The 21,762-nt window shown below is 68.3% G+C and carries 21 protein-coding genes and 1 tRNA gene; 12 read left to right on the forward strand and 10 right to left on the reverse strand.

The genetic code is table 11. The features are described from left to right. Positions 1-32: 32 nt before the first annotated feature. A complete protein-coding gene (locus tag CRO12_RS05690; protein WP_097062973.1) occupies positions 33-908 on the reverse strand; it encodes an ROK family protein in 876 nt (291 codons plus the stop codon). Beyond that, on the reverse strand, positions 905-2,074 hold the full coding sequence (locus tag CRO12_RS05695; RefSeq protein WP_097062974.1) for a phospholipase D-like domain-containing protein: 1,170 nt from the start codon (positions 2,072-2,074) through the stop codon (positions 905-907). Before CRO12_RS05695 ends, CRO12_RS05690 begins: the two co-directional genes overlap by 4 nt. A 119-nt stretch (positions 2,075-2,193) precedes the next feature. Here CRO12_RS05695 and rpoZ point away from each other — a divergent pair, with 119 nt between their 5' ends. After that, positions 2,194-2,535 carry a DNA-directed RNA polymerase subunit omega gene (gene rpoZ, locus CRO12_RS05700; protein ID WP_097062975.1) on the forward strand — a complete coding sequence of 114 codons (342 nt, stop codon included), beginning with the start codon at positions 2,194-2,196 and terminating at the stop codon, positions 2,533-2,535. Positions 2,536-2,622: 87 nt separating this feature from the next. On the opposite strand, the gene CRO12_RS05705 is transcribed toward rpoZ, so the two are convergent. From CRO12_RS05705 to CRO12_RS05715, 3 genes are all read right to left on the reverse strand, one after another. After that, a complete protein-coding gene (locus CRO12_RS05705; RefSeq protein WP_097062976.1) occupies positions 2,623-3,765 on the reverse strand; it encodes a hypothetical protein in 1,143 nt (380 codons plus the stop codon). Positions 3,766-3,870: 105 nt separating this feature from the next. Further along, entirely contained in the window at positions 3,871-4,539 is a 669-nt protein-coding gene (locus tag CRO12_RS05710) for an RlmE family RNA methyltransferase (RefSeq protein ID WP_097062977.1), read from the reverse strand. Then, positions 4,536-5,564: a Ppx/GppA phosphatase family protein gene (locus CRO12_RS05715; protein ID WP_097062978.1), complete on the reverse strand. Its 1,029-nt coding sequence runs from the start codon at positions 5,562-5,564 to the stop codon at positions 4,536-4,538. The genes CRO12_RS05710 and CRO12_RS05715 overlap by 4 nt, the downstream gene beginning before the upstream one ends. A gap of 158 nt (positions 5,565-5,722) precedes the next feature. Between CRO12_RS05715 and CRO12_RS05720 the strand changes: the two genes are divergently transcribed. Continuing rightward, positions 5,723-5,796: transfer RNA gene (locus tag CRO12_RS05720), tRNA-Gln, on the forward strand. A gap of 418 nt (positions 5,797-6,214) precedes the next feature. Here the strand turns inward: CRO12_RS05720 and CRO12_RS05725 are convergent. Genes CRO12_RS05725 through CRO12_RS18455 form a run of 3 tightly spaced genes read right to left on the reverse strand, consistent with a single transcriptional unit; the run spans position 6,215 to position 7,934 of the window. Beyond that, the gene (locus CRO12_RS05725) at positions 6,215-6,922 is read right to left on the reverse strand and encodes an ATP-dependent nuclease (RefSeq protein ID WP_342747208.1); all 708 of its coding nucleotides are present in this window, start codon (positions 6,920-6,922) and stop codon (positions 6,215-6,217) included. Next, complete coding sequence (locus CRO12_RS18600) at positions 6,805-7,569, reverse strand: hypothetical protein (RefSeq protein ID WP_342747211.1); 765 nt, start codon at positions 7,567-7,569, stop codon at positions 6,805-6,807. The genes CRO12_RS05725 and CRO12_RS18600 overlap by 118 nt, the downstream gene beginning before the upstream one ends. A 44-nt stretch (positions 7,570-7,613) precedes the next feature. Beyond that, the gene (locus tag CRO12_RS18455) at positions 7,614-7,934 is read right to left on the reverse strand and encodes an AAA family ATPase (RefSeq protein WP_097062980.1); all 321 of its coding nucleotides are present in this window, start codon (positions 7,932-7,934) and stop codon (positions 7,614-7,616) included. Between the two features lie 200 nt (positions 7,935-8,134). On the opposite strand from CRO12_RS18455, the gene CRO12_RS05735 reads away from it, so the two are divergent. From CRO12_RS05735 to CRO12_RS05745, 3 genes are read left to right on the forward strand one after another with little or no spacing between them, the layout of a single operon-like run. After that, a complete protein-coding gene (locus CRO12_RS05735) occupies positions 8,135-8,869 on the forward strand; it encodes a hypothetical protein (protein ID WP_097063375.1) in 735 nt (244 codons plus the stop codon). Between the two features lie 2 nt (positions 8,870-8,871). Then, on the forward strand, positions 8,872-10,074 hold the full coding sequence (locus CRO12_RS05740) for a M48 family metallopeptidase (protein ID WP_245858221.1): 1,203 nt from the start codon (positions 8,872-8,874) through the stop codon (positions 10,072-10,074). Next, positions 10,071-10,676: a hypothetical protein gene (locus CRO12_RS05745; protein ID WP_097062981.1), complete on the forward strand. Its 606-nt coding sequence runs from the start codon at positions 10,071-10,073 to the stop codon at positions 10,674-10,676. Before CRO12_RS05740 ends, CRO12_RS05745 begins: the two co-directional genes overlap by 4 nt. Before the next feature lie 222 nt (positions 10,677-10,898). On the opposite strand, the gene CRO12_RS05750 is transcribed toward CRO12_RS05745, so the two are convergent. After that, a complete protein-coding gene (locus CRO12_RS05750; RefSeq protein WP_097062982.1) occupies positions 10,899-11,108 on the reverse strand; it encodes a hypothetical protein in 210 nt (69 codons plus the stop codon). Between the two features lie 76 nt (positions 11,109-11,184). Further along, the gene (locus CRO12_RS05755; RefSeq protein WP_097062983.1) at positions 11,185-11,457 is read right to left on the reverse strand and encodes an ArsR/SmtB family transcription factor; all 273 of its coding nucleotides are present in this window, start codon (positions 11,455-11,457) and stop codon (positions 11,185-11,187) included. Positions 11,458-11,618: 161 nt separating this feature from the next. On the opposite strand from CRO12_RS05755, the gene CRO12_RS17920 reads away from it, so the two are divergent. The 7 genes from CRO12_RS17920 (at position 11,619) to CRO12_RS05795 (ending at position 21,699) form a co-directional block, all read left to right on the forward strand. Then, entirely contained in the window at positions 11,619-12,353 is a 735-nt protein-coding gene (locus CRO12_RS17920) for a hypothetical protein (protein ID WP_179640873.1), read from the forward strand. Beyond that, positions 12,350-13,255, forward strand: a complete 906-nt coding sequence (locus tag CRO12_RS05765; RefSeq protein ID WP_179640874.1) for a 3'-5' exonuclease — start codon at positions 12,350-12,352, stop codon at positions 13,253-13,255. Before CRO12_RS17920 ends, CRO12_RS05765 begins: the two co-directional genes overlap by 4 nt. A gap of 412 nt (positions 13,256-13,667) precedes the next feature. Continuing rightward, on the forward strand, positions 13,668-14,357 hold the full coding sequence (locus CRO12_RS05770) for a hypothetical protein (RefSeq protein ID WP_097062985.1): 690 nt from the start codon (positions 13,668-13,670) through the stop codon (positions 14,355-14,357). A 3-nt stretch (positions 14,358-14,360) separates the two neighbouring features. Then, on the forward strand, positions 14,361-15,200 hold the full coding sequence (locus tag CRO12_RS05775) for a hypothetical protein (RefSeq protein ID WP_097062986.1): 840 nt from the start codon (positions 14,361-14,363) through the stop codon (positions 15,198-15,200). 1,947 nt (positions 15,201-17,147) lie between these two features. Continuing rightward, the gene (locus CRO12_RS05785) at positions 17,148-17,852 is read left to right on the forward strand and encodes a helix-turn-helix domain-containing protein (protein ID WP_097062988.1); all 705 of its coding nucleotides are present in this window, start codon (positions 17,148-17,150) and stop codon (positions 17,850-17,852) included. Then, the gene (locus CRO12_RS05790) at positions 17,849-20,143 is read left to right on the forward strand and encodes a KGGVGR-motif variant AAA ATPase (RefSeq protein WP_097062989.1); all 2,295 of its coding nucleotides are present in this window, start codon (positions 17,849-17,851) and stop codon (positions 20,141-20,143) included. The genes CRO12_RS05785 and CRO12_RS05790 overlap by 4 nt, the downstream gene beginning before the upstream one ends. Next, positions 20,140-21,699 (forward strand): hypothetical protein, encoded by a 1,560-nt coding sequence (locus tag CRO12_RS05795; protein ID WP_097062990.1) that lies wholly within the window; start codon positions 20,140-20,142, stop codon positions 21,697-21,699. The genes CRO12_RS05790 and CRO12_RS05795 overlap by 4 nt, the downstream gene beginning before the upstream one ends. Positions 21,700-21,762 lie beyond the last annotated feature (63 nt).

A 21,762-nucleotide genomic window follows, 5' to 3' on the forward strand; every position in this document is an offset into this window, starting at 1 on the left:
GCGCCGGAAATCACGCCGCCACAACGACTTGGCTACGCGCCGAGCGCGTCCAGGCCGACCGCGATCGCTCCGAGCGGCCCGGCCTTGTCGCCGAGCCCCGGCGGGCCGATCCGGTCGTCGACACTCGCCAGCCACGCGTCGACGGTACCGTAGCCCGCGAGGCTGCGCGCGGTCGCGTTGCGCAGGCGCGGGAACAGCGCCGGGCGCCCTGCGAACACGCCGCCGCCGATCGAGATACGGGCCGGCGCGAGCGTCAGCACGAGGTTGTGGAGCCCGGCCGCGAGCGCATCGATCACGTCTTGCCAGATCGGATCGTCGTCCGGCACCCCGGCCCCGCTCCGTCCGGCGCGCGCGCCGATCGCGGGCCCGGACACCAACCCCTCCAGGCAATCGCCATGAAACGGGCAGACGCCGGCGAAGTCGTCGTCCTGGCGGCGGCCGACGCGCATATGGCCGGCCTCGCCGTGCATGACGCCGCCAACTGGTCTCCCCGCGACAATCGCGCCGATCCCCACTCCGGTGCCGATCGTGATGTAGACGTGGTCGCTCAAGCCCTGCGCCGCGCCCCACCGCCCCTCGGCGAGTGCCGCGCCCTCCACATCTGTCTGGATCGCGGCGGGCACGCCGTAGCGCGCGGCAAACCGCGGCAGCAGCGACGCCCCGCCCCAGCCGGCCTTGGGCGTCGCCGCCATATGGCCGTAGGTCGCGCTGCCGCGCTGCAGGTCCAGCGGCCCGAAGCTCGCGATGCCGATCGCGTCGAACTGCCACCCGTCGAGGATCGCCTCCAGCGCGCCGAGCGTCTCGTCCGGCGCGGTGGTCGGCACCACCGCCCACTCGGCGATGCGCTGCGGCCCGCCGGCCAGGATTGCGACGCACTTGGTTCCGCCCAGCTCCAGCCCCGCGATCATCGCTCGTCTCCGAAATTCAACCGTCGCGACACGCTCGGGTCGAGGATCGCCATCACGAAGTAAGCCGCGAACTGCTTGACGCGCATCCATGGCGTGGTGCGCGCGCGGTAACTCTCCGCCGTGACGCGAAGCGAGGCGGCGACCTCCCCGTCCACATAGGCACGCACGTGCGCGGCAAAGGCCGGGTCCTCGATCCGGAGCATCAGCTCCATGTTGAGGAACAGGCTGCGCATGTCGAAGTTGGCGGAGCCGATATGGACGACGTCGTCAATGACGTAGAGCTTGGTGTGGAGCTTGGTCGGCTGGTACTCGTAGATCTCGACGCCCTTGCGCAGCAGCCCGGCGTAAGTGAAGTGCGACGCCCAGAGCGAGGCGCCGTGATCGGTGCGCGACGGCAGCACCACGCGAACCCGCCCGCGCACGCCGACCTTGTCCAGCCGTCGCAGCATCGCCGGGCTCGGCGCGAAATAGCCGGCGATGATGTCGGTGCGCTGCGCCTGGCGCATGTCGTGGCGCACCACCTTGGCCCAGGGCGACAGCCGGCGGGTCGGCCCGCCGAGCAGCCACCGGAGCGCGCCCGCATCCTCGCTCCACTGGCCGATCATGCGCCTGAGGCTGCGCATCGATCCGCGCGGCTGATGCGTCCAGCGGCTCAGCGCGTCGTAGTAGCCGGCGAGCCGCGGCACCGCCGGGCCCTCGACGACCAGCCCCAGGTCACGCCAGGCCTGGTCGGCAACCGTGCCGAAATAGCTGTCCTGCACGTTGAAGCCGCCGACGATCGCCACATCCTCGTCGGCGACCGCCAGCTTCTGGTGGTTGCGCAGCAGGTAGCGGCGGCCGAGCCGCGGAATGAACTGGCACACGTCAGCGCCGGCGGCGGCGAGTGGATCAAAGAAGTCGCGTCGCGCCGCTGGCTCGCTCCCCATCGCATCAATGGTGAGGGATACGCGAACCCCGCGCCGCGCGGCGGCGATCAGCGCGTCGCGCACTCGCCGGCCGGCGTGATCGTCGACGTAGATGTAGAAGAGCAGCCGCACCCGCTCACGGGCGCGCTCGATCAGGTGGAGGAGCGCGTTCAGCCGGCGCGGCCCGGTGTCGAGCAGCGTCAGCCGGTTGCCCGCCACGGCGAAGCTCGGCTGCTCGGGCGGTGGGGGCGGGTCGGCCATCGCCCGCGCGCTGTGGCCCGCCCGCGGCCCGCCCGCAAGGCGCTTTCCTTGACTTCGCCGCCGCTTGCGCGTAGGCGCCAGCGCTTTCCGACACCCACGGACACAAGAGGAACCGCCCCATGGCGCGCGTCACCGTCGAGGATTGCGTCGACAAGATCCCTAACCGCTTCGACCTGGTGCTGCTCGCGGCGCAGCGCGCGCGCCAGATCTCGGGCGGCGCCGAACTGACGCTTGACCGCGACCGCGACAAGAACCCGGTCGTCGCGCTGCGCGAGATCGCGGAGCAGACCGTCACGCCGGCGATGCTGTCCGAATCGGTCGTGTCCGGGCTGCAGAAGGTGCAGATCGACGATGAGGAAGCGCCGGACGAGATCGGCAGCCTCGCCGCATCGGCGGAGGCACTGCGCCTCACCGCCGCCGCTCCGCCGCGCAACCAGAACGTCGGCGGCGATTACGAGTAAGCGTCAGCATTGACCGGAGAAGGGCGGCAGCGGCGACGCTGACCGCCCTTTTTCACGTCCGCACCGCCCGATGGCGGCGCACTGGCCTCAGGTCTCGGTCCGCACCCGCGCGGCGGCGGTGCGTTGCTGCTGCACGGTGCTCAGCGCGTCGGTCTCGGTCAGGTCGACAACATGGACGCTCAGCCGGCCGGCGCGTTGGCGGACGCGCGTTCCTGTGACGAACTGCACCGAGGCGCGAACGGTGTAGCGGTCGATCCGGAACACACCGGGGTCGCCTGCCTCGAGCGTCAGTGGAACGTAGCGCCGGCCCTTGATCTGCTTCAGGATGCCCGGGCCCCACTGGCCGAGGCCGGAGGTGCGGAGCACCTCCGCGTCCGCCGTCCGCCCGTCGGGGCGGATCCAGTAGCCGACATCGGCGAAGCGGATGCCCTCTGCCGGCACGACGCCGAGCAGCGAGCTGTTGACGTCATCGACCGGGGGGGAGGTCAGCAGCAGCGGCTTGACGGTCGCCGCCTGGCGCAGCCGCGCGGCCAGTGCATCGACGGCCCCCTCGTCTCCGCGCCGCAGCGCGATCCGCATCACGACGATGTCGCGCAGGTCGGACATGAAGCGGTTGTCCGGGCCAGCGAGGGCAACTGCCTCGTTGGCGAAGCTCTCCGCCTCCTTGTGGCTGCGCTGCTGCAGCGCTAGCCAGGCGCGGCGAAAGGCCGCGGCGGCCGCCATCCGCGACTCGCCCCGCGCAATCGCCAGCCGCTGTGCCTTGGCATAGATGTCCCCGGCGGAGTCGGGCTGACCCAACTGGACGAGATTGTCGCCAAAGGCGAGTTCCGCCTCCAGCGTCGGGCGCGCTGCCTCACCGACGTGGCGGCGCAGGGTCAGGACGCTGTTGCGGGCCGATGCGAGCCACAGGCTGGACTCGCCCTCATGCTCCGCGACCGTGGCGAGCGTCGCGTAGAGGCTGGAGATCGGCCCCGGCATGGTCGCGGCCCGATCCTTGTTGCGCCGGATCGCGCGCTGCAGCGTCCGCCGCGCGTCGGCATAACGCCCATCCGCGAACTGTTCGACGGAGGCTTGGAGCGACGCCTCCACCTCTTCGGCCGGCGGACAGTTGCGCGCCAGGCACGCCGCGAGCTCCTTCTCGAGGCGCGGCGCGATCACGATCACGTCTCCCTGCACTGGTGGCGAAGCCGGCGCGGTCTGCGCCACGGCGAGCAGGAGGGGAAGGATCATAAGCGCGGGCTTTCCTTCACGGTGATTCGTTCAGTCGATAGGCTCAGTCCTTCAACCTTGCTCGTTGCTGAACGACCGGGATCGCTGCAGGCGAGGCCGGTCACCTCACCCCGCCCGCCCCTTGAAGCCCTGTGCCACCACATACCATTCGCTTGACGCCTTGCGGCTGGCGGGCGGCTTGGCGTGCTTCACGGTCGCAAAATTGCGCTTCATTTCGGCGACGAGCGCCGAATCGGCGCCGCCTGCGAACACCTTGGCGACGAAGGTGCCGCCCGGCGCCAGGACGTCGGCGGCGAAGGCGTGCGCGGTCTCGACCAGCGCCATGGTGCGCAGCGCGTCGGTCTGCGGGTGGCCGACCGTGTTCGCCGCCATGTCCGACAGGACCAGGTCGGGCGCGCCGCCGAGTGCGGCCAGCAGCCGGTCGGGTGCGGCATCGTCCATGAAGTCCATCTGGAGGATGGTGACGCCATCGATCGGATCGACCGGCAGCAGGTCGATCCCGACCACCGCCGCCTTGGGGAGCTTGCGCCTGACCACCTGCGACCAGCCGCCCGGCGCGATCCCCAGGTCGACGACGCGCGTCGCGCCCTTCAGCAGTGCGAACCGCTCGTCGAGCTCGAGCAGCTTGTAGGCAGCGCGGCTGCGATACCCCTCCGCCTTGGCCCTTTTGACATAAGGGTCGTTCAGCTGCCGCTCGAGCCAGCGGGTCGACTGCGCCGTCCGGCCGCGCGCGGTCTTGACGCGGGTGCGCAAGCCTCCACCGCCGCGGCTCACGCGCGCCCGCCCGGCGTCGCCATCAGCCCGCGCAGGATGCCCTCGCGGATGCCGCGGTCGGCGATGCCGAGCTGCTCGGCGGGCCAGATGTCGAGGATCTCCTCCAGGATCGCGCAGCCGGCGACCACCAGGTCGGCGCGCTCGGCGCCGATGCACGGGACGCGCGCGCGCTCCGACAGGTCAAGCGCGGCGATCCGGCGGCTGACGGTCCGCATCGCGGCCGCCGGCATCAGCAGCCCGTCGACCGCAGCCCGGTCATAGCTGGTGAGCCCCAGGTGGACGCTGGCAAGCGTCGTCACGGTGCCCGACGTCCCGAGCAGCCGCCGCCGGCCGCATTCCGCCGGCAGCCGTGCGGCGAAGCGGGCGAAGCTCTCGCGCACCGCCGCCCGCATTGCGGCGTAGCTCCCGCGCGGGCCGCCGACGCTCTCGGTCAGCGACACGACGCCCCAGGGCGCGGAGTGCCAGTCGAGGATGCGCGGCTGCGGCGTGGCGGTGTCGACCAGCACCAGCTCGGTCGATCCGCCACCGATGTCGAACACCAGCGCCGCGCCGTCGCCCGGCTCCAGCAGGGCGTGGCAGCCGAGCACCGCGAGCCGCGCTTCCTCCTCCGCCGAAATGATGTCGAGCATGATCCCGGTCTCGGCATAGGCGCGCTCGATGAACGCGGGACCGTTGCTCGCGCGCCGGCAGGCCTCCGTCGCGACCGACCGGGCGAGCGCGACGTCGCGGCGCTTCAGCTTGTCGGCACAGACCCGCAGGGCGGCGATGGTCCGCTCGATCGCCTCGTCGGACAGCCGCCCGGTCGCCGCCAGCCCCTCCCCCAGCCGGACGATCCGGCTGAAGGCGTCGACCACCGCAAAGCCGCTGCCCTGCGGCCGGGCGATCAGCAGGCGGCAGTTGTTGGTGCCGAGATCAAGCGCGGCATAGTGGCGCGCCTGCGGCCAGCGTCCGCGCGCTGGCGTCGGGGCCGGACGGGGCGCCGGTCGGCGCTGACCGATCGGCGCGCTGGCGGAAGTTTCCCCCACGGGCCGTGTACTCGCTTATGCTCTTCATCCGTCACGGCCGACCTACGACCGCTCGGTGCTTGCGCGGGAGGCTAGCGCAACACGCGGGAAACACAAGCGGACCGTGCGTCATTCAGGGTTGACCGCCCCGGCAACGCCGCATAGGACGCGCCTCCGATTGCCCGATCCTCTAATGGTAAGAGAGCGGACTCTGACTCCGTCAATCAAGGTTCGAATCCTTGTCGGGCATCCAAAAACTTGCCGGACGGCATAAAGCGTCGGCCGTTCACGCAACAGCCTCGACCTAAACCGGTGCGGAGCTCAGCCAGCTCACCGGTTTCGACGTCTAAAACGCCGTCTCGGGTGGGACTGTGACGCAATCACACTGCGGAAAACGACTCGGCGATGCGTCTGCCAAGTGCCGCCAACTCGTCCTTGCGCGAGGCGTCGCAGATAACGAGCGTAGGGTTCGCATCCGCGGCGTCGAGTATCTCGTAGGCGAGTTCGACCTTGTCGATCTCGCGCCCGGTCAGGGCGATGAAGCTCGCCCTCAGCTTCTTCGTTCGATGCTTCTGCCCAAGATCGCGCCGGCCCAGCGGCGGTGCCTCCCTGTGGTATTTGGCGATCAGCGTGTTGGCGGCGTTCAGTAGGACGTTCGGATCGACAAAGTCCTACAACTCGATAGCCTGGCCGTTCCCGCTCTTCAAATTGAAGATCCGCTCCTGCGGAACGCCGCCGTCCCTCAAGCCCTCGGCGATCTTCCCGCCTCCATCGTCACCGTCGACGAGAAAGGCGACGTTAGCCGCCATGGAAGGAACGATCGGAGCGAGCGCCCGCGCCGCTTGGGAGAGGCCGGGAACGAACTGGAATCCGAGCGTCTCCGACCCGAGCGCCTCCCGAAGCATCGACGGCAGCAGCAGCATGTCGCCCGCACCTTCGACGCAAACCGCTCTTCGGGTCGGGAAGAAGGCCATCGTCATGGCTCCGAGACCGAGGAGGAGCGGGGAGAACCCCTCGCTCGACTTTCCCCAGAACTTGTTGACGACCCGGCTGGTGGACGGCGCGTCGGGGACCGGTTTGACCGGCCTGATCCCATGCCCGAGATCCTCGGGCAGGCATCCGGCCGAATGGGTGGTGTAGATGACCTTGGACGCGAGCCTCTGCCTGGCGAGCATCTGCACGAGATCGGCCTGGGCGTCGTAGTGCAACCGCTGCTCGGCTTCGTCGATCAGCAGGATGGGCGCGTCCGCATGAGCCTGCGCTACGAAGGCGTGCAGGGCCACGAACTGGCGCAGACCGTCGCTGCGTTCGGCAAGCCGCGTGTAGCGCTCTTCCTCGTCGACGATCTGAACTTCGAGCAGGTCCGTCGAGAGGCGCAGGGCGACCGACACGCCAGACTGGCGCCAAGCCTCCTTGAACGCCTTCTCCAGACACTTGTTCGCCTTGCGCTCGAGCGTGGTGAGGTCGTCGCGCGCGCCTCGCGAGAGATAGCGGTGAGCACGTCCGCCATATCCAGCTCGGCGATCTTCAGCAGGTATTGCAGGGCCGGCGGAACGGCGGAGCCGAGGCCCTCCATCTGATACGACGACGCGAGCTGTCTGGCGCTCTCGTCGAAGATCAGGAACTTGGGAACGCGAGACTTCAGGGCCGAGATGGCGCGTTGCGAAGGATTTGAAGCCGTCTCCGACTCCACCATGAGCCTCCAGAGCCGCGCGGCTTCGCCAACAAGAGCGTGACGTCCTTCCGTGTCAGTCTGAAGCGCCTCGAAGTGCTGATCGACCGTCTTCAGATTGGAGAGGACTTGCTTCGACAGGTTGAGGTCTTCCGTGCGGATGCTCTCCAGAGCGTCCCGCAGCAGTTCAGGAAGGGCGTTCGCCGGCGTGTCGAACAGCTCAAGCCAAGTCCCATCATTGATGAGCTTTGCGGCCGCCCGGGCCGCCGCCGTTCGGGGAGCCAGATCCCGAGGCGGCGCTTTAGGATCGAAACCGTAAAGGAGCTTGCCGTCGTTGTCCTTGTGCAGCCTCATCCAGCTCGGGTGGGGCAGGCCGGCATCAGTGGCGTCCGCCTCGCTCAGCAGGAACCTGGCGACCAGTTCCAGCTCTCAGGGCTGCTGCCGCGCGCGACGTCGCCGTCCTTGAAAGCCTGGGGTCCGTTCAGCTTCCCGAGCGCGTCGAGGATGGACGTCTTGCCCGCCTCGTTGGGCCCGACGAGCGCGACCAACCTGCCGTTGGTGCGGAGCGTGGTTTTCGATCGGAACCGACGGAATCCGGTCAGGCTAACCGAAAAAAGATCCAAGCCGCTCCAACCCCGTCCGTTGTAATGCGAGGCGTTTGACCCAGCGCTCGTCGATGCGAACGATAACTGCGCACAGCTGGGCTGACCAGCCTGCACTGAACGCGATCAGCGCCTCTGAGGTCTGGCATCCGCGTGCCTTCCGGCGAGCTCCGGCCGGAAGCGCGCCCGATCCATCCGGATCGGTTCCTTCGCTCGAGAGAGGCTTTTCAATCGATCGACGATGCGCAACAAGGGTCCTGCGGCTGGGGAGCCGCAGGGGGAATGACTTGAACAACGTGATCTGCCGCGTGGCGGCGATGCTGCTCGCGCTCGGCCTGTCGACCGAGGCGCTCGCACAGGAACGCACCGCCGTGCGCCAGGGATTCGAACTCAAGAGCGGCAGCGGCAGGCGCGTCATCGTGTTTCGCCCGAAGGTCAGCGTAGGCGCCCAATCGACCGGTGGGCTCTTCGAGCCGAACGCGGAATGGACCGAGCTCGCGAGGCGGAACATGAACGCGGCGCTCGCCAAGCAGCAGGCGAGCCTCGGCAACACCATCGTCGAAGCGCCGGATGCCTCCGGCGATCAGGCGCTGCTTGTCGAGGAATACCTCAACCTCTTCGACGCCGTCTCCCAGGCGGTCGTCAACTACCAGTTCTTCGTCGGGAACAGACTTCCGACCAAGAAGCGCGACAACAAGGCGGGCGTCTTCGACTGGTCGCTCGGCGAAGGGGTGCGCGATCTGCCAGGCGCCCGCGACGCAGACTACGCGCTCTTCATCTTCAACAAGGACGCCTACGGCTCGACGGGCCGCAAGCTCCTCCAGATCGTCGCGATGCTCGGGCCCCGGATCGCCGTAAAGGCGGGAGAGCACAAGGGAGGCGCCGGACTGGTGGATCTGCGGACCGGCGATCTCCTGTGGCTCAACGCCGACTTCGCGATGGGCGGCGACGTCCGCGAAGTCGACGGCGCCGAGAAGCGCGTCAAACAGCTCCTCGAAGGCTTTCCCGGCAGCGAGGCGACGAGCGCGCCCGCCGCGGTCGCGGCGCGCTGAGCGTGTTCGGCCCGGTCCTGCTGGCGGCGGCGGCCCTGCTCGGCTCGCCTGCCGAGACGCGCAAAGTCACCGCTCCGCCCCCGCAGCCCTACGAGGGCGTCTATCAGCCGCGGGGCGTCGACGAGCTCGGCCTCTGGAAGATGGACGACGAAAGCGAGTCCCAGCTGGCCAGGTCGCGACTGGTCGTTCGTGACGAAGCGCTGACCTCCTACGTCAAAGGCGTGCTCTGCTCGGCCGTCGGCGCCGAGCGCTGCGGAAGCGTGCGGGTATACGTGATGCGGGAGCCCAGCTTCAACGCGACGATGTCGCCGAACGGCACCATGCGGGTCTACAGCGGCCTGCTGCTGCGGGTCAGGAGCGAAGCGGAGCTGGCCGCCGTGCTCGGGCACGAGTTCGGCCACTTCGAACGCCGACACACGCTGCAGCGCTTCAAGGCGCACCGCAGCGGAACCGATCTCCTCAGCTGGGCCGCGGTCCTCGCCTCGATGAACAGCAACCCCGCCGCACAGCGGAGCTTCGGCGACCTCGAGCTGTCGGTCTACGGATCGCTGCTGCGCTTCAACCGCGACAACGAGCGCGAAGCGGACCTGATCGGCATCGGCTACCTCAACGCCAGCAGCCTGCAGCCGCAGGCGGCGGCGAGGGTCTGGCAGAACTTCATGGCGGAGACCGAAGCGTCAGCCATGGCGCGGGGGCTCAAGCGCCCGCGCTTCGACCGAGTGGCATACTTCGCGAGCCATCCGCCGGAAGCCGAGCGCGCGGCCTACCTCGGGGCGCTGGCTCTTCCGGAGGGTTCCAGCAGGGACGATGGTGCGGTGAAATACCGCGCGGCGATGGCCAAGTGGCTGCCGGTCTTCCTTGAGGATCAGATCGGGCTCAACGACTTCGGCGGGTCCGAGTATCTCATCGAGTCCCTCGCCGCCGACGGCTGGACCGCCGGACTCTGGTTCGCGCGCGGCGAGCTCTTCCGGGCGCGGGGAAGCCAGCGCGACCTGATCCACGCCGCCGAGTTCTACGCGAAGGCCATCGAGCTCGAGCAAGGGCACGTCCAGGCGCATCGCGGCCTGGGCCTGTCGCTCGTCAAGACGGGCCGGCCGAGCGAAGGACGCAAGGCGCTGCAATCCTACCTGAGCCTCGCACCGCAAGCCGACGACCGGCAGATGATCGAGCTGCTGACCTCCTCACTCACCGAGACTCCGCAATGAAGACCACCATCCTCGCCGTCGCCGTAATCGCAGCCGTCGCCTCATTCGGCTTCCCGGCCGCACCCACCTTGGCCAACGACTACCGAGAGAAGGGGAAGTCGTTCGAGCTCTCCGGTTCGGGCGTGTTCGTCTCGCCCCCGCGCGACTGGAACCGCCTGTCGATCCGACCGGGCAAGTTCGCCGAGACCTGGACGCTCGACGGCGAGCAGCTGAACGACGTCACCTTCTACAGCGGCGTCGAGGTGGGCGCTCCGCTCGTCAAGGAACGCGACAAGAAGCGTCAGCCGCTGCCGAGGTTTACCGCGGAGACGCTGCTCGTCGAGGTGCCCGAACTGCTCGAGGGAACCTACCGGGCCTATAAGCAGATCGGCGAGTTCCGATCGCTCGGAAGCAGGCCCGGCAGCTACCTCGGCGCTCCGGGCGTGGTCTTCAACTACGAGTTCACGGACGCCGACGGGATCCGGAGGTCGGGCGAGGCGCACGCCGCGATCATCGCCAAGAAGCTGTATATGGCCTCGTTCGACGCTCCCAGGATCCACTTCTACCAGAAGGGCGTCGGGGACTTCCGCGCGCTTCTCACGACGGCGAAGCGCCAATCCTGAGCGGCGGCGCCGGTCGGACCCACAGCGAGCGGGTCTGACCGACAGCGGAGCCACCAGCCGGGCGGGTCGCGGGTCGCGGGTCGCCGGGCGTTCGGCGGAGCGCTCGGGCTGTGGGGCGGCTTCAGATCAGGAAGCCGCCCCACAGCGCGATCGCGAAGATCCACAGCGGAACCCAGACCCATGGACTGTCGGTCTGCCAGCGCCAGGCGCGCCCGAGCCAGCTCACGCCTCCAATCCCCGCCGCTCCAGCTCCACCACCAGCAGATCGCGCAGCGGATCGATCGCGTCCTCGGACGCCCTCCCGATCGCCCGCGCGAGCTCCGCGTCCGTGCTGAGCTGAAAGATGATCCGGATCGCCGCGCGGGCGCCGTTCTCGGTCAACGACATGGCGAGCCGTTCAAAGGTCGGGTTGGGACCGGACACGGTCGCCAAGTTGCCGCGCCAAGAGCCCAGGCGCGACGCCTCTCGATCCCAGCGACCCCGCTCCCGGGCTTGGCGGGCGAGGCCGTCACTCCCCGAACAGGGCCTCCGAGACCAACGCGCGAACGTCGGGCACGGCGCGGTAGACGATGGACGTTCCCCGTCGCTCTGAGGACACGAGCCCCGCGCCGACCAGGATGCCGAGGTGGGCCGACAAGGTGTTCGCCGGCACCTTCAGCAGCGCCGCCAGGCGGCCGGACGCCAGTCCGTCCGCGTCCGCGGCCGCCAGGGCCCGAACGGCCGCCAGCCTCGTCTCCTGCCCCAACGCTGCGAACAGACGCGCCGCCCTGCTGACTTCCATGGTTCCACGATAACGGCAGGTCGGACGCCGGTCCAGCGAGAGGAAAGCGGCCTTAACCATCAAAGTTTCAGGCAGGTATTGCGATATTTCCGGAAATGCCGAAATAAGGAGAGCGCCCGTATGCGCGCGTGAACGAAGACAGCTGCTTTCAGGAGGTTCGAATGGATTTCGCAGACCTTTGCCAATACGACGAAGCCGCGATCACCGCCAAGCCGCTCCTCGTCGATCCCGCCGGGCTCGCCAGCCTCGACCCCTTCCAAGACGCCGAGAACGATGCCACGCTCCCCCTGACCGCGCGCGAGCTGCTCCGGGTCGCGACCGTGGCCGCCGACGTGGCCCAGCGCTTCCAGCGCGAGGGCACTCCTCGCGATCCGGTCGCGTGGATGCTCGCGCCCCGGCGCCTGTTCGACGGCGATCCCGCGCTGCTCGCGTGTCGCAGCGCGCAAGCCTTCTCGCGCGCGATCGTCCTCCACGGTCTCTCGCTCGGCCTGGACGCCGATCCGCGGGAAATCGACGACCTCCTGAACGACGACGACGGGGACGACCGCGAATGTCCGCCGTTCGGATGGGCGACCTTGGAGGCGCTGCAGGGCCCGAGCTCGAACGACCGGCCGTCCCGGCGCCTGTTCACCGCGATCATCGATCTCGCCGACGCCAGGGAGTCGCTCGCGTTCTGCGCCCTGACCGCCGGCAGCCGGGTCGAGGCGGAGCGCCGCCTCGCTGCCCGCTACGGCCGTTCCGCGGTCGCTGCGGCCGCCGTCGTCGACGGCGTGGACCGGGACGACCCGCGGGTCGACGAGCTAGTTCCGTCGTCCCTTCTCGTCCGGCTGCTGGAGATGGACGCCGTGCCCTCCGGCGCCGACCTCGACCTCACCATCGAACGGCGGTTCGCATGATGCGCGGACGCGACGGCGAACTCGCCGCGGTGACGGTTCCCGCCGAAGCGCTCGCGCAGGCGCTCGGACGCCACCCCCGCTACAAGGTGCTCCGACTCGCCGACGCCGCGCGGCGCAACGAGCCCCGACAGCGGAACCTCTCCGAACTGACGGTCGCGGTTATCGACGTCGAGACGACCGGCTTCGACCAACGCGAGGACGCCGTCATCGAGCTCGGCATCCAGCGCATCAAGGTCGACGAGTCCGGAAGGGTGGTAGAGACCGGCCGCACCTACAACTGGCTGGAGGATCCCGGACGGCCCATCCCGCCCGAGATCACCCGCCACACCGGTATCTCCGACGCCGACGTGGCCGGGCGCTCCATCATGGACGCCGAGGCGTTCTCGCTCCTGTCGAGCGCGGACGCGATACTCGCGCACAATGCCGCGTTCGACCGCCCCTTCGTCGACCGGCGCCTCGAACTGCCGCCGCGGCCCTGGATCTGCAGCCTGCAGGATCTGGATTGGTCGGCGAACGGCTTCGAGTGCCGGAAGCTCGGTTGCCTCCTGCACCGCTGCGGCGGCTTCCACGAGCCGCACAGGGCCTCCGACGACGTGAACGCGCTCGTGAAGCTGCTCGAACACCGCCTCGAGAGCGGAGACACAGTGATGCGGCAGCTCATCCGCAACGCGAGCCGACCCAACTGGCTCATCGAGGCGCCGGAGACGCCGTTCGCCCTCAACGCGATCCTGCGCGAGCGCGGCTACGGATGGGACCAGGTCCGGCGACAGCGCTGGCGCTTCCTCGCCGACGAAGCCCTGGTCGAAGCCGAGATCTCCTGGCTCGTGAACGACGTCTACGCGGGATCGCGTGAGCCGGTCGTCACGCGCATGACCTGGCGAGAACGCTACGCTCTGCGCTGACGCGGCATGCGGGTGAGACGTCGACGTCCCATGCTCCGCACAGCGTTGCCGGCCGGTCGCGACCTACACTTCGACCGTCGCTGCTCCTCCAAAGCCCGCCGATGCGCCTCCGCGACGTCTGGTGGCGCAGGCGGCTGGAACATATCGTGACCGCATGCCCGACGCCGATGAGAGGAACACGCCTGCGACGACGCTCCGTCATCCGGGTCCGACCGCCGCCCAAGACGCCCTTCGGGGCGACGCTCGCGCCCACCGTCCTGCGGGTGCACGCCTTGGACTCTGAACTGCGGGTCCAGGCCGCGCACCGGCCGAAGCGCCTTCCTGTCGCGTCGCGCCAGCTCGCCCGCGATCGGCCAACGCCACGTTGGCCGCGGCTCCCTCGCTTCCCCTGTCCTAACTTGGAGAAATCAACGTGCCGGCAGACAAGACCTCAAAGCCCAGCTCAGCGCTGATCCCATCGAAGCCCGTCGAACGTCAGTTCGGCGGCGAGCTGGTCCGCGTCGAAGCCGTGTTCCGCAACCCCGAGATCCGCCATCCGAGCGGCGGCGCCTGGGCCCTGGAAGCCGACAAGATCGCCTGGACCGATCCCATGTCCGGCTACGCGTGCATCATCCTGCGCGACGCCAAGGGCATGCACCTGCGCGGCTTCGTCGCCGTGCCGCCCGGGCACCCGTTCTACGGACGCCAGGTCGGAACGCTCGTCGGCTACGAGATCGGCGTCCACGGCGGGCTCGACTACTCGAGCGAGTGCCAGCACCGCCAACCGGAATACCGCAGCGTCTGCCACGTGCGCATCAAGCAGCGCCAGCCCAGGCAGATCCATGCGAACGCGGCAGCCAAGGCGCACGACGACGCCTGGTGGCTCGGCTTCTCGTGCAACCACCCCGGCGACGCCTGGCCGAACATTTCCGGCAGGCTGGTGACCAACGAACCGCTCGCTGGACTCAACGAGGCGACCTACAAGGACGAGCGCTACGTCTACGGCGAGTGCGTCCGACTCGCGTTGCAGCTCAAGGCGGTCGAGCTCGGTAGCCACCCCTCGGACGCCGATCCCGGCCCCACGGCGCGCGCCTACGATCCCAACGATTACGGCGAGCGCTGAGCCATGCGCCGGGAGCACATCGATCACGAGCTGCCGTGGGGCTACTGGCTCCGCGCGCAGCTAGTCGACGGCAAGCCGATGCTCGTCGACGACGAGACCGGAGAACGCTGGGCGACGCTCCGCCAGGCATTCTGGTGCGGCCGCCTCGGCATGCCGGACGGCTTCAACGCGCCGCCGGACGCGCAGCTCGAACTGCTTCACGCTGTGCTGGCGTTGCGTGCCCGTCGCGGCACGATCGACTCCCGCGAGGAGAGAAGCGACCTCTTCGAGGGCAGCTGGCTCTTCAGGGCTAACTTCCTCGACTGGCTCGGTGGAGTCGGGATCCTCACGGCACCGCCGGACGTCTACCATAAGGCCGAACTGACTCCGGAGGGCTGGTCGGCACTCGCGATGCTCCACGCCACCAGGCCCGACGCGGTGAAGACCAGGCGGCCCTCGGGCATGACCGTCCAGGACCTCGTGAGCCTCGGTCTAGGACCCGACCCGCGCGAGGAGCGGCTCGCGGAGGTCGAGCGGGTCGTCGCCGGCTGGGACGCGGCCTTCCTCCGGCAGGTGGACGCGGGTCGGCATTCCGTCGTGCTGGTTGAGCGGGGAAGGGGGCCAGTGCCGACGAGGCAGACCGTGTGGGCGCTCGCCTTCGCCGCCGAACGCGAGCGCGACGACTTCTACGAGTGGCTCTGCGTCCGGCTGGACCGGTGGCACGCGTGGAGCGAGCACGCGAGCAGCTACAACTCGCGCGAACTCACTCACAAGCTGCTCGTGGTGCTGGCGTCGTCGCTGCAGCCGTCGGGGATTGACCGACCGGCGATGGTCGAAGCGCTCGGTCGGGCGGCCCCGCCGTGATTGCAACGGCCTCACAGACGATCTGAGTCGAAGGGGGCAGCTCGGCGGCTGCGACTTGGATGGAGGTAACGAAATGCAGGACCGGTGCGCAGTCGCACCCCGACGGGCGTCGGTGAGATGTTTGTCGACGGACTGTCGCGCGGGTGCCGGTCACGCGACCGCTACCCTCGTGCGAAAGGACGACGTGCTCCAATGCGCAGACGCCAGCAGATTCAGGATCCGCCGGACTGCTGAGGCCCGGCAGAATCCGCTTGAGGCGATCGCTCGTGTCGATGCGTGAGAACGGACCTTGGAACGGGTTGAGACCTCTCGAGGTCGTTGAAGAGACCCTGTCCGGCAATCCGGATTGCGCCTCGGTGCCCATGATCGGGCGCCGGGTCTTCACGATCGACCAGGGCCCGAGCGGCGGTCCGGAGCTTCTCGCCTACGTGCACGTCGAGGACCTCGCGGATGCATATACGGCCACATCCGCAGCATCGGAGATCGACGCCACGCCGCCCTGCTGCTGCATTCGCCGCGCTTCGTCTCGGCCGCGACGCCGCTCCTGCTCCTGCGTCGGTTCGAGCACTGGATCGGGACGCTCATGGACTTCTCTCCACTGCTCGTCCGCGAGCGCGGTGAGACAATCAATGAGAGCGCAACGGTTGGCGGAGCTCTATCGCAGCTCGTCCTCATGATTCGACGGTTCTCGATCGAGAGATGGTGGCCGGACAATGAAGATGCTCGATCCTCATCCTATTCCGACTTGGCGATCTTCGACGTGTTCACCACCGGGAATCTGATCAGGTCGACCGAGGGTGTTAGGATCAGACCGCCTGCACGGCTGCGAGCAGTCGATGCGAGAGAAGGCGATATCGCTCCACGTCACCCGCAACCTCCTGGAGAACCGTCCGGCTGACCTGGAGCTTCGCGTGCCGCGACTTCGTCCAAGCCTTGCCGGAGCACGTCTGGCACCATGTCTTCAAGCGCGAGCTGAGTGAAACGACGCACAAGGCGTCGTCGGCTTCGTATCTCGCCAAGCTGCTCTCCGCCGAACGGAAGCGACGGCGTGCCACGCCGGAGCAGACCATGTAAACGGGTGAGCGCGTCGATGAGGCAGTGGGGCAGAACGGGCTGCAGGTGCCGCCGGGCACTATGCCCGCAATGCCGACGGACTGCATCTTCGTCGTGCGAGCGCTCGTCCCGCGGCGGTCTCCCGGTCTCGGCTCCGCGAGTGGAAACTACCTTCTGCTGGTCTGCCAAAGTGGAGCGGAGTCGATGACCTCGGACCTGTTCCGCGCCATCGCGCCCTCGCAGGTGGTCATGGCCAACGTTCCGCACGACCCTATGCCGTAGTAGCGCGGCGAAAGCCGACGCGATCGACACGGCGAGCCGACGGCAGGCGTTGCAGGGAGCTTTCCGCATCGCAGCGGGACGAAGGTTCGTCGAGCACCTGGGCAGAAGAAGATGCATGTCAAAGTCCTATGCGCGGGAAAGGTGCTTCCGTCGCAGGAGGGCCAATCCGTTGGGCACGCCGGTCCAAGCTCACCGACCGGATGATTGCAGCAGCCGCTCAGTTCGGCGTGGTCGAGCGAATGGGATCGCGCCTCTCGGAAGCTGGTGAGCCTGGCCGGCTCAGGGGGTAGCGTGCCGGCCTGAGCGCGAGCGGGGCGTCCCGAATTCGCGCAGCGGATGCGATCCGGATGGCAACGGAGGGGGGGGCGGCACACTTTAGGCCAGTCGGACCGAAGCCATGGAAGGCCGCTCTCGGACATCCAACCGTTCGGACTCGAGAGGGTCGAGGCCATTGAAGCAGGGCATCTGGCGTTGTGATCGCTAGGGAGGAAAATGAGTCCTTGAGGGAACCTTGATCCCTCAAATCTTTTCTCAAGGAGCTATCAATAAGGAGTGCTTGAGCCTACATTGGCCAAGCGGCTTCAGGGCGTATTCTCGGGGGTAGGAGAAGACATGACGGACATCTGGGGCTTCATGGACGCCGCCTCAAACCGGTTTGCCGAGGGCAGGGCAGAAGCCGTTCGCTCGGGGACGCTGACGGCGCTTGCCGACAGGATCGCCGAGGCGCTCGGCTCCGCCAGTCGGGCCGATGCCGAGGAGGCGCAGGCCCGCCTGGAGATGGTATTCGCGCGGATGCTGGGCGCGTCTCCCACGGCCACTCGCCGCGCGGTGAACGGCACCGCCGCGGCCGAGTCGCCGGAGGCGGCCGCCTTCGCGCTGGGTCAGATCGGGTTCGCGCACGCCGTCGCCGCACGCGTGGCGAGCAAGCGCGTCGAAGACGGCTTCGTCAGGTTCATCCGGTCCAAGACCGTCGAAGGCTACGTGCGTGCGCTGCTCGGCAAGGAGCTGCACAACCGTGCGCTGGCCGACGCTCTCGGCAAGGATGAAGCCGAGGTCAGCCGCGTGATCGGCCGCCTTCAGGCCAATGGCGTCTGCGACAGCCGCAAGGAAGGGAATCGCCGCATCAACTTCCTCACGCCCGCGGCAGAGGCCGTGGCGCGCGACATCGGCATGGGCGCGATCGGCACCGGCCGGTTCCATCGCACGCCGCCGCGCGAGGTGGTCCGGGTGATGGAGCAGAAGCGGGACGAGCTGCCGGCGCACCTTCGGCATTCGCTCGTTCTGGTCGCCGACGCCGACGCCCGCGAGGCGGCGTGATCGGAGGTGGCGAAGGCCTGATCGCCTCCTTGTATTCCTACAAGGGCGGCGTCGGCCGCACGATGGCCGTGGCCAACGTGGCGTTCCTGGCAGCCATGAACGGACTGGCGGTGCTCGCCATGGACTGGGACCTCGAGGCGCCGGGGCTGCCTACCTACTTTCGCGGACTGATGCGGAACGCGCTCAAGGACCGCAAGCCGGAAGGCCTGCTCGACGCGGCCTGGGAATGGAAGACCCGTGTGGCGTCGGCCGAGGAGCCGGACGAGCTCGAGTTCATGTTCGAGGAGTTCGAGTCCGGCGCGCCGTTCGAGCGGCGCGTCGAGGAGGTGTTCCGTGCCGAGCACGGCCCGGGCGGACTTGACCTGCTGACCGCGGGTTCGCCCGAGATCGGACCGGAGAAGCTCCGCTACGAGGAGGCTCTCGCGCACCTGTCGTGGAACAGCTTCATCGACGAGGAACTCGGCGGAGCGATGATCGAGTCACTCCGCCGCTGGGCAAAGCGCAAATACGATCTGGTGCTCATCGACAGCAGGACCGGGTTCGCCGACGTCGCTGGCGTCTGCACCATGCAGCTCCCAGACGTGGTCGCGCTGTGCTTCGTGCTCAACCGCCAGAACATCGAAGGAGTGTCCCGCGTCGCCGCCGCCATCAAGGCGCAGCGCGGCAGCGAGATACAGGTCCGCGCGGTGCCGATGCGCTTGTCGCGAGTGGGCACCGCAGAGGAGGAAGGAGCGCGCGCGAGGGCGATGCGCGAACTCGAACGGGTGGGCAGGCTGAATCACGACGATGTCGAACGTGACATGCGAACGCTCGCGATCATGGCCGAGCCGAACGTCCCGTTCGTCGAGTCGCTCGCTCCGTTCAACGCCCGCGATCCCCGGCACGACACCCTGACCGCCGACTACGCGCGGCTGACCAAGGAACTGCTCGGGCGAGAGATCGCCGTGCCGATCATCGACGAGGCCTGGCGGGCGAACGTCAACAGCTGGCTCAAGCCCACGCTTTCAACCAATCAATACGTCAGCGCGCTCGTGTCCGAAGAGCCGGTCGACGCCATGCAGCAGCTCACCGCCCTGACCAACAGCGCCGTCGCCCTGCTGATGGCGGACGAGGAGATCTCCACGGCCTACGCCCGCGCCCTGGTGGACGCCATGCTGGCGATCCAGCAACGAGGTGAACTGGTGGGCTACGAACCGGTGCTCGCCGACGCACTGGAAGCCGCAGCCGAACTCGCTCGCGGCATGCACGGGAAGGAGCCCGACGCATGGCGACCGGTCCTCGCCGACCTGCTCGAACGCGCCATGGACATCGGTGCCGACTACGTCGGCCCGGAAGGGGAGATCATCCAGCTCGAGGAGATCGACGAACTCCTCGCGGCCGAGCCGGTGAGCCCGGGCAACCTGCTCAGACGCGCGCGCATCCGTAAAAGGATAGCTCGTCTGTTCGGCGACGCAGATCAGGCAATGCAGCAGCTCGCCGTCGTCGGCGAGGTTCTCGAGCTGATCAGGCCAGGCAGGAAGACAGCGCCGCCGGAACTGCTCGACGACTTCTCGATCGTGGAGGCGGATGCCCTGCTGATCAAGGGCGACGCCCTGCTTGAGGATCAACCGGACGAGGCAAGGAGCAGCTTCGCCCGGGCGCTGCGCCTCGTCGAGCCGCTGGTCACCGAACCATCGCAAGCCGAGCCGGCACGTCTCAGCGGAGAACTCAACTACCGCCTCATGAACATCGAGCAGAAGGGCGACGAAGCCGCCCGCAAGTCGGCGGCGAAACGGGCGATCGCTGCCGCGGCTCAGATCGGGTTCACCGGACTGCCGTTCTACGCGCGACTTCCCGACATGGTCTCCGCCGTGATCGGCGCGCCCGAACCGCGCAAGAGCGCCGGCGAGATGCTGAGGTTCGTCTTCGGAAGCAACTTCCGAAGCTCCCAAGTCGCTACCTACTTCAGCAGGGCCCCCCGAAGCGCACTGCGTCTGGTCGACGCGATCACCGACCTCATACTGGCGGCAGCTCCGCTCAACGAAGCGGAAGCCGCAGCGGCCGACCAAGCGGCTGAAATGGTCGAGGTGCTGGTCTCCCAGGTCTCCTCCAGGAGGCTGAGCTTCGGCGGACGGGCCGCACGCATGGCGACGCGAACCGAGGCCGCAGCGTCGATGGGCGCGGCGGCCGAGCGTCTCGCCCATGCGCTGGAGGAGGTCAGCGCAGAGCCGGCGCGTATCGCGAGCATGCGTCAGACCGCGGAAGCAGTGGTCCATGGCGGCCCGCGCCTCGACGACGGCAGCCCGCGATGACCATCGATCTGCCGTCCAAGGCCACACTCGCGTCCTGGCGAAGCGGCTGTCGGGATCCGGGCGACGTCTTCCTGCACCTCTGGCGATCTGCCAACAAGTGGGGACCGGCCAACCGCGACATCATGCCGCCGCCCCCCGACGACTTCATCGAGGCGATGCGCAAGGCAGTCGCGCGGGACGACGGAGCGGTCGCCGTCACCGAGGTGCTGGACCTGCTCACGACCATCCATCCCGGACGCGGCGCCTACGAAGCACGTTCGAGCTTCGGAGGCGCAGCGCTTCGCGCGATGGCCCTGATCGACGACGCATTCAGGATCACGCACCCGCGCACTCGGACCGTCGCGCCTAGCGTCGGGACAGCCCGAATCCCGCTCTGGCTGAAGGTCGCCGAGGCGCGTCGCTTGGAGGACGGCGAGTTCGGCCGTCACGAAACGCTGCGGCTGGTGCCGAACGGTCCCTTCATGCGGCACGGACGCCATCGAACCGCCTCGTCGGGCAACTCGCTTCGGGATGAATTCAGCTGTCTCACCTGCGCCCCGCTGTCCGGGGAGCAGGAGGGAACGCGTGTAGAGATCGACGTCGAAGTTGTGGGGACCGACGTCGCCACCGGTGTGCCGGCCTCGAGGTCAATCGGTCGCGAAACCCTATGCTTCATCCCCTTGGCCGAAGACGCCGAGGATCTCACCTTCAGATCGAGCAAGAAGGGACGGTCGACGCTGCTCGACGTGACGCCGAGCCGGAATCTGAGCGGACGGCTCCACGAGGCCGCACGCCTCAACGGCGATGCAGACCTGGCAATCGCGCCCGAGCTCACGCTGTCGCATGGAGACGAGCAGGCGTTCAGCGATCTATGCACGACCGACGCCGCCTCGCTGCCGCGCATCATGCTGGCGGGGACAGGACTGACCGACGAGGTCGGACCGTGCGGACGTCCTTGGAACGAAGGTCGCGTCTTCAACAAGGTCGGACGACTTCTTTGGCGACAGCGCAAGGTCTGGCCATACGGCATGGGACGCTCCGCCGCCGACGCCTACAGGGTCGACGATCCGGGACCAGACGCCCTTCTGATGGAAAACGTCGCAGCCGGCGACATGATCAAGGTGGTCGATCTGGACGGCTTCGGACGCTGCGTGATCCTGATCTGTCAGGATCTGGAGGCGCGGACCATCGTCGAAGACGTGATCACCCACTATCAACCCGACTGGGTGCTTACGCCCATTCTGGACATAGGCGTGGGCGTGGGCCGCTGGGTGCATCAGCGCGCCTTCGCGCTCAGCAAGCTCTCGCAGGCCAGACTGGTCGTCGGCAGCAGCCTGACCCTATGCGTCATCAAGGATCCCGTCGACGGCACGGCCACGCCGATCGGACTCGCCGTCGGTCCGCTTTCCGTTCCCCCGGCCGAAGCGACGTCCGAGAACCCCGAACAGGCGCGAGCGTTCGCCGTGGTGAGAGCAGATGGCACATCGCCTAAAACGGCCAAGCTCCGCTGGAACTACGAGGAGCCCGTGTGGTCCAAGACCACGATGGTCTCCGAGCGTGACCTTAAAAAGCGCTGAGGTCGCGATCCCGCTTCTCGCGTCCGAGAAACGTCCGGACCTTCTCGCACAGAACAGCCGAAG

The sequence above is a fragment of the Sphingomonas guangdongensis genome (genome assembly GCF_900199185.1).
Taxonomy (GTDB): Bacteria; Pseudomonadota; Alphaproteobacteria; order Sphingomonadales; family Sphingomonadaceae; genus Sphingomonas; species Sphingomonas guangdongensis.

What these genes read in the sequence shown, in the direction of transcription:
- CRO12_RS05690 (WP_097062973.1), bottom strand. Translation starts at nt 908, where the DNA reads ATGATCGCGGGGCTGGAGCTGGGCGGAACCAAGTGCGTCGCAATCCTG.
- CRO12_RS05695 (WP_097062974.1), bottom strand. Translation starts at nt 2,074, where the DNA reads ATGGCCGACCCGCCCCCACCGCCCGAGCAGCCGAGCTTCGCCGTGGCG.
- rpoZ (WP_097062975.1), top strand. Translation starts at nt 2,194, where the DNA reads ATGGCGCGCGTCACCGTCGAGGATTGCGTCGACAAGATCCCTAACCGC.
- CRO12_RS05705 (WP_097062976.1), bottom strand. Translation starts at nt 3,765, where the DNA reads ATGATCCTTCCCCTCCTGCTCGCCGTGGCGCAGACCGCGCCGGCTTCG.
- CRO12_RS18600 (WP_342747211.1), bottom strand. Translation starts at nt 7,569, where the DNA reads ATGAGGCTGCACAAGGACAACGACGGCAAGCTCCTTTACGGTTTCGAT.
- CRO12_RS05735 (WP_097063375.1), top strand. Translation starts at nt 8,135, where the DNA reads ATGCTGCTCGCGCTCGGCCTGTCGACCGAGGCGCTCGCACAGGAACGC.
- CRO12_RS05745 (WP_097062981.1), top strand. Translation starts at nt 10,071, where the DNA reads ATGAAGACCACCATCCTCGCCGTCGCCGTAATCGCAGCCGTCGCCTCA.
- CRO12_RS05755 (WP_097062983.1), bottom strand. Translation starts at nt 11,457, where the DNA reads ATGGAAGTCAGCAGGGCGGCGCGTCTGTTCGCAGCGTTGGGGCAGGAG.
- CRO12_RS17920 (WP_179640873.1), top strand. Translation starts at nt 11,619, where the DNA reads ATGGATTTCGCAGACCTTTGCCAATACGACGAAGCCGCGATCACCGCC.
- CRO12_RS05765 (WP_179640874.1), top strand. Translation starts at nt 12,350, where the DNA reads ATGATGCGCGGACGCGACGGCGAACTCGCCGCGGTGACGGTTCCCGCC.
- CRO12_RS05775 (WP_097062986.1), top strand. Translation starts at nt 14,361, where the DNA reads ATGCGCCGGGAGCACATCGATCACGAGCTGCCGTGGGGCTACTGGCTC.
- CRO12_RS05785 (WP_097062988.1), top strand. Translation starts at nt 17,148, where the DNA reads ATGACGGACATCTGGGGCTTCATGGACGCCGCCTCAAACCGGTTTGCC.
- CRO12_RS05795 (WP_097062990.1), top strand. Translation starts at nt 20,140, where the DNA reads ATGACCATCGATCTGCCGTCCAAGGCCACACTCGCGTCCTGGCGAAGC.